5 protein-coding genes are annotated in these 6,100 nt (G+C 70.3%); 2 read left to right on the forward strand and 3 right to left on the reverse strand.

Annotated elements, in window-relative coordinates; all coding sequences use genetic code 11:
- Window positions 1-140: 140 nt before the first annotated feature.
- Window positions 141-773: a TetR/AcrR family transcriptional regulator gene (locus QM624_RS16930; RefSeq protein WP_415093954.1), complete on the reverse strand. Its 633-nt coding sequence runs from the start codon at window positions 771-773 to the stop codon at window positions 141-143.
- Between the two features lie 683 nt (window positions 774-1,456).
- On the opposite strand from QM624_RS16930, the gene QM624_RS16935 reads away from it, so the two are divergent.
- A complete protein-coding gene (locus QM624_RS16935; RefSeq protein WP_415093956.1) occupies window positions 1,457-2,161 on the forward strand; it encodes a glycosyltransferase in 705 nt (234 codons plus the stop codon).
- Between the two features lie 224 nt (window positions 2,162-2,385).
- Here the strand turns inward: QM624_RS16935 and mmuM are convergent, their stop codons facing one another.
- Window positions 2,386-3,273: a homocysteine S-methyltransferase gene (gene mmuM, locus QM624_RS16940; RefSeq protein ID WP_415093958.1), complete on the reverse strand. Its 888-nt coding sequence runs from the start codon at window positions 3,271-3,273 to the stop codon at window positions 2,386-2,388.
- A 197-nt stretch (window positions 3,274-3,470) separates the two neighbouring features.
- Between mmuM and QM624_RS16945 the strand changes: the two genes are divergently transcribed.
- The gene (locus QM624_RS16945; RefSeq protein WP_415093960.1) at window positions 3,471-5,726 is read left to right on the forward strand and encodes a FlgD immunoglobulin-like domain containing protein; all 2,256 of its coding nucleotides are present in this window, start codon (window positions 3,471-3,473) and stop codon (window positions 5,724-5,726) included.
- 62 nt (window positions 5,727-5,788) lie between these two features.
- Here the strand turns inward: QM624_RS16945 and QM624_RS16950 are convergent.
- Window positions 5,789-6,100 (reverse strand): glycerate kinase (locus QM624_RS16950; protein ID WP_415093962.1); only part of this gene is annotated, 312 nt, incomplete at its 5' end.

A 6,100-nucleotide genomic window follows, 5' to 3' on the forward strand; every position in this document is an offset into this window, starting at 1 on the left:
GACCAAGGGAACCGTCCCCGGTGACCAAGGGAACCGTCCCCGGTGACCAAAGGAACCGTCCCCGGTGACCAAAGGAACCGTCCCCGGTGTCCAAAGGAACCGTCCCCGGTGACCGAGAGAACCGTCCCCGGCGAGGTGGATCAGCGGCGGACGAGGAGTTCCAACAGCATGCCGGCGATCAGCTCGCGGTACTCCTCGACGGTGGTTCCTTCGACCCGGACCACCCGGTCGTAGACCTCGACGGAGGCGATGACGTCGCTCCATTGGGCCAACACGGCGTCCGGGACGTCGTCGCGCAGCCAGCCGCGCTCGCGCCAGAGCCGCAGGATGATCAGGTTCTCGGCGCGGATCTGCACGGCGAGGGCGGTGAACTCCTGGGCGAGCGTTTTGTCGGTGCGCGCGGCTTCGGAGAATGCCAGCCACAACCCGTGAGTGGCGGTGTTGACCTGGACGAGGACTCGGGATGCGATGTCGGCGGCCTCTTCGGGTGAGGAGGCCCGCAGGAACTGGGCGCCGACCGGTGTATCGATCAGCGCCTGGCCGGGCTCTCCGCCGAAGGAGAGCTGATCGATCGCCGCCTGCAGCAACCGCAGCTTGGGGCCGTGGGACTGGACCGTCTCGGTCGAGACCCCGGCCTCGCGGGCGATCTGCGGCAGCGACGTCGCGGCGTAGCCGCGGACGGCGAACAACTCGGCGGCCGCCTGGACCACCCGCGCCCGGGTGGCCGCGGCCTGCTGCTCGCGTAGCTCGGACGAATATCGACGCTTTGCCATATTGATTCCTGTATCACAGTAGTGAATACTCGACTCCTGTATTCGACACTACACCACACAGATGGGGGGACCCCGATGACTTCGATCATCTTCGCCAGCGTTCCGATCCACGGACACGTCACACCGCTGCTGCCGCTGGCCGCCGAGCTCGTTGCCCGTGGCGACCGGGTCCGGTTCCTGACCGGCTCCCGCTTCGCCGCTGTGGTCGCGGCGACCGGGGCCGAGCACGTCTCGCTGCCCGCCGAGGCCGACTTCGACGATCGCTACGTCACCGCACAGTTCCCCGAGCGGGAGCAGCTGTCTGCGGTCAAGGCGGTCGCGCACGACCTTGAGCACATCTTCGTGCGCCCCGGAGCCGCCCAGTACGAGGCTCTCACCGCATTGCTCGCCCAGGAGCCCGCGGACGCGATCGTCACCGACCCGACCTTCGCCGCCGGAGCCCTGCTGGTCGAACTGCCGGTGGGTGAGCGTCCGCCGGTCATCGTCGGTGGCGTCCTGCCGCTGAACCTGCCGGCGCCCGACCTGGCACCGTTCGGCATGGGGCTGCCGCCGCTGGGCGGCCTGGCCGGACGGATCCGCAACGGCTTCCTGAACGCGCTCACCGCGCGGCTGTTCGCCCCGGTCAACGCCGCCGGCGCCGAGATCGGCCGGCGCGCGCTCGGCCGTGAGCCGCGCATTCCGTCATGCAGTGGCTGCAGCATGCCGATGCGATCGCCCAGCTCAGCGTGCCGTCGTTCGAGTACCCGCGTCCGGACGCGGTCGCCGGGCACCTGCGGTTCATCGGCCCGGTCTCGGTCTCCGGCGCCGTCCAGCACGCGCTTCCCGACTGGTGGTCGGAACTGGGCGGCACCCGTCCGGTCGTCCATGTCACCCAGGGCACCATCGCCAACACCGACCTGAACGAGCTGATCCGGCCGACCATCGACGCCTTCGCCGACCGTGAGCCCCTGGTCGTGGTCGCCACCGGCGGCGCCCCGGCCGACAGTCTGGGCGCGCTGCCGGGCAACGTCCGGGTCGCCGAGTTCCTGCCCTACGCGGAGTTGCTGCCACGGACCTCGGTGATGGTCACCAACGGTGGCTACGGCGGAGCTCAGTTCGCGCTGCGGCACGGTGTGCCGCTGGTGGTCGCCCCCGGCAAGGAGGACAAGGTCGAGGTGGCAGCCCGGATCGCCTGGTCGGGTGTCGGCGTCAAGCTGCGCAGCCAACGGCCCACCCCGGACGAGTTGCGCAAGGCGGTCGGACGCGTGCTCGCCGACCCGTCCTATGCGCGGGCCGCGCAGCGGGTCGGTGCCGAGATCGTGGCCTCGCCGGGTGCCGCTGGCTTCGCTCGGGTGGTCGATGACGCGATCTGCGCCGCCTCACCGGTCGAGCCCTGCCCTACCGCGTAGTCGCCCCGTCGCACCTCCGCCATCCCGACGGACGCCGGGATCTCTGCATCGGGAGAGCTGTCCGGTCGCGAGATCCCGGGTCGAGCCCGGGAGGACGGGATCAGTGGGTGCCGAGATGAGATCCCGGGTCGAGCCCGGGATGACGAGAGGGCGGCCTGGATCACGAGAGGGCGGCCGGCTGACGAGAGGGGAGCCCGGGATGACGGACGCGATGAAGGTCTCGCTCAGCGGCGGTCGAGTTCCGTCCGCATCCCGGCGATCTGATCGGGGGTGACCCGGCAGCAGCCGCCGAGGGCACGGACGCCCGCGTCCGCCCAGGAGCGGGCACTGTCGCCGACCGCGGCATGTCCGGTCCAGTGCCGGGCGCGGGCATCCCAGTCCTCGCCGCTGTTGGGGTAGAAGATCACCGGACGGCGTCCGCCGACGGCCGTCACCACAGCGGCGGCCTCGCCGGGATCGCAGCAGTTGGCGCCGAGGGCGACCACGTTCGGCACCTCGGCCGCGATCGCGAACGCTTCGGACGCCGGCTCGTCGCGCCGGGTGCGGTCGCCGACCGTGGTCAGTGACAGCCAGGCCGGCACCCCCAAGGCGGTCAGCTCGGCGGCCAGCGCCTCGGTCTCGGCCAGTGACGGAATCGTCTCGCAGGCCAGCACGTCGGCCCCGGCCTCGGCCAGGATCTCCAGCCGCGGACGGTGCCAGGCGCGCAACTCGTCCACGCTCAACCCGTAGTCACCGCGATATTCGGAGCCGTCGGCCAAGGTCGCTCCATAGGGTCCGACCGACGCCGCCACCCAGCGCGGCCCGCCGAACGCCTCGGACGCCTCACGCGCCAGCCGGACGCTGCGGCGCAGCGCCTGCCGTGCCTCGGCGGCGGTGTACCCGGCGGCTTCGAAGCCCGACTCGCTGACCTGATAGGACGCCGTCGTGGCCACCTCGGCACCGGCTGCGAAGAAGTCCTCGTGGGTGGCCCGGATCTCGCCCGGATCGGTGAGCAGCAGCCGGGCCGACCACAATGTGTCGCTCAGATCGTGACCGCGGGCCTCCAGCCGGGTGGCCAGCCCGCCGTCGAGCAACACGGTCCGGTCGGCCAGTGCGGTGGCGAACGATCCCATGTCGTCACCGTAGTGCAGTCCTCACCTGCGCCTCGGCGGCGCGTCGCTCGGCCGGCCCCCCTCGGAAGGACACCCCGCCGCGCCCCCTCGACGGACGACACAGCTGAAAGGTTCATGAGAACCCCTCGCCGGGTGCCACGCTCACGACCACTCGACCGTAGGGATGGGTAGCTTTCCACGCTCAACGAGGAGTACCCATGCGCCGTGTTGTCAGCTGGCTCGTCGCCGTCCTTGCGCTGGCGGCCTGGTCGCCCTCGACGTCGGCCCGGGCCGAGGCCGGGCTCGATCCCGTCATCAGCATTCCGTTGCCGAAGATGTACGGCCCGACGAGTCTGGTCGCGGCCAGCCAGGACGTCGTGGTGCGGGCGGTCTGGACGGCCAGCCGGAAGTACGAGTACGAATACTCGCTCAACAACGGGGCTGGCTGGAAGCCCGCGCCGCAGAGCGTGGCCAGCTTCTCGTTGATCGGCTACCGCGGCCTCTTCTATCGGATGAAACTGGACGACGTCGTCGACGGCGGCGAAGACTGCGACTCCGCGAAGGCCGGCGGCTTCGCGATCTGGGACCCGGTCAAGGGAACGACCCGGACGGTGGACGTCACCCCCGAGCAGGGTGCGGTCGTGATCGAGTGCCCCGGTATTGCCGACGCCGTGGCGAATCGGGTGGTGCTGGCCGACGGACGGGTCCTCGATCTCTCCGGCAGCACCGCACGGTCGCTCCCGGTCGTCTTCGGCAAGGGGGCACCCGAGAACACCCACGCGATCGGAATCTCGGCGGACGGCACGACTGTGCTGGGTCGCGGCACGGTCTGGGACGCCAAGAAGCAGGCCGAGCGCCAGTTCCTGGCGGTCGCCCCCACCGACGGGACGCCGGGTCGTCCGGCCATGGAGATCCCCGGCCTGATCGGCTCGGCGGTGGCCGCCGACCGGATGCACTACCTGGTCGGGACGAAGTCCAAGCTGGCGATCTGCCGGGCACCGCTGGCCGACCCGACAAAGCCCAGCTGCCTGACCCTGCGCAAGGGTGACAGCCGCAACGTCGACGCGACACTCGACGTGTCCCAGGGCGTCGACGAGGTGATCTACCGGGCCCGTCACACCACGCTGTGGCTGCGCAAGGGCAACACGGTGAAGAAGGTGACCACCACCGCGACGATCCAGGCACTGCTGGGAACCGATTTCCGTGACCCGTCCCGTCCGCTGGTGTACGGCCAGCACGCCGCCAAGGGCGACGTGTATGGCCGGGTGGCTCCCAACGGGAAGGTCGACTGGTCGATCGTCAGCCGCAAGGTGCCCGCCTACCTGGCCTCCCTCGCCGTCACCCCGAACCGGGTGACCGCCATCGACAGCCGTCCGTTCGTGGACGCCTCGCCCTCGCCGCTGTGGTACCGCACCTTCTCGGGCACGACCGTCGGCGCCGAGACCCGGCTGGCCGGCCCGGTGGACAACAGCTGGCGCGTCTACGCCTCCGGCCGGCGTACCGTCGTCGACTGCTGCACCTCGCTGAAGACCAAGTACTACGACGACGCCAAGCGGGTGTTCGACCAGCGGCAGAAGGCCAACGCGAACGGGTTGAGCGGCCCCTACGTGGCGACCGGCGACTACGTCCGGCGATTCGACGGGGTGACCTATCGCACCCTGCGCAACCCCGCCATCTTCGGCAGCCTGGTGGCTACCATCCCCGACCTGGGCCGGACGATAACGGTGCGCGATCTGGCCAAGCCGTCGTCCACACCGATCACGGTGACGCTGCCGGCGGGCCCGGAGTATTGGAGCACCGATCTGCTGATGTGGGGCGACTGGATCGGCCTCACCTACTTCGGCGGCCCCGACCACGACCAGGTGACCGCGCTGGTTCGGAACTACCGCACCGGCGAATCGCACACGATCTCCGGCCAGATCAAGGCACTCGGTGACGGCTACGCTCTGATCGCGCGCTACCAGCCCTCGCACACCGAGGACGACGACGTGCGGACGGCGTACGTCTGGAAGTATCGCACCGGCCAGAGCCAGGTGCTTCCGGTGCAGAGCGGCTACGAACTGGCCACCGACGGGGTGGGACAGCTTGCCTGGGCGACCGAAACCACGATCGAGGTGGCGAAGATCCAGGGCGTGGCGACCACCGCGCCCCGGCTGCTCGGCGTCCTCGCACCCTCGTCGTTCAAGGCCGGGAAGACCTGGAAACCGGCCATCGACACCAGCAAGCCACTCAACGCCGGAACCCTGGAGATCCGCACATCGAAGGGGAAGCTGGTGCGCAGCGTCGCCACGCAGGCCACCGCGTCGGGTTCACTGCGGAAGGCGACCTGGAACGGCCGCGACGCCAAGGGTAGGAAGGTCGCCGCAGGAACCTACACCTGGACGCTCAAGGCGGACGCCCGCGACGGCAGCGGCACCGTGACCGACGTGACCGGTCTGGCGGCGGCGGCCGGCACGGTGAAGGTCAAGCGGTAGGGAGATCATCGTCGGTTCAGCTTGCCGCGACCGGTACGGGCGGGCTCCTGGGTTTCGCAAGCTCAACCGGCGAGCTGTTCGCCGATCTCGCGGCCGATCTGGGTCAACATCGTGGCGGTGTCGGTGAAGCAGCGGACCGGGTCGCGGTCGGCCAAGGCGTATCCGGCGGAGAAGCCCGCTTCCCGCAACTGGTCGGCCGACAGCGTGCAGCGTCCGCTCACCCCGACGACCGGGACGCCGTGCGCGGCGGCCAGCCGTCCGACGCCGATGGGCGTCTTGCCGCCCAGGCTCTGGCTGTCGAGGCTGCCCTCGCCGGTGATCACCAGGGCGGCGCCGGCCACCTGGGCGTCGAGGCCGACCAGATCCAGCACCAC

It is taken from the genome of Micropruina sp. (genome assembly GCF_047606365.1).
Taxonomy (GTDB): Bacteria; Actinomycetota; Actinomycetes; order Propionibacteriales; family Propionibacteriaceae; genus Micropruina.

Excerpts from the sequence above, each read along its gene's own strand:
- QM624_RS16930 (WP_415093954.1), bottom strand. The coding sequence starts at position 773 with ATGGCAAAGCGTCGATATTCGTCCGAGCTACGCGAGCAGCAGGCCGCG.
- QM624_RS16935 (WP_415093956.1), top strand. The coding sequence starts at position 1,457 with ATGCAGTGGCTGCAGCATGCCGATGCGATCGCCCAGCTCAGCGTGCCG.
- mmuM (WP_415093958.1), bottom strand. The coding sequence starts at position 3,273 with ATGGGATCGTTCGCCACCGCACTGGCCGACCGGACCGTGTTGCTCGAC.
- QM624_RS16945 (WP_415093960.1), top strand. The coding sequence starts at position 3,471 with ATGCGCCGTGTTGTCAGCTGGCTCGTCGCCGTCCTTGCGCTGGCGGCC.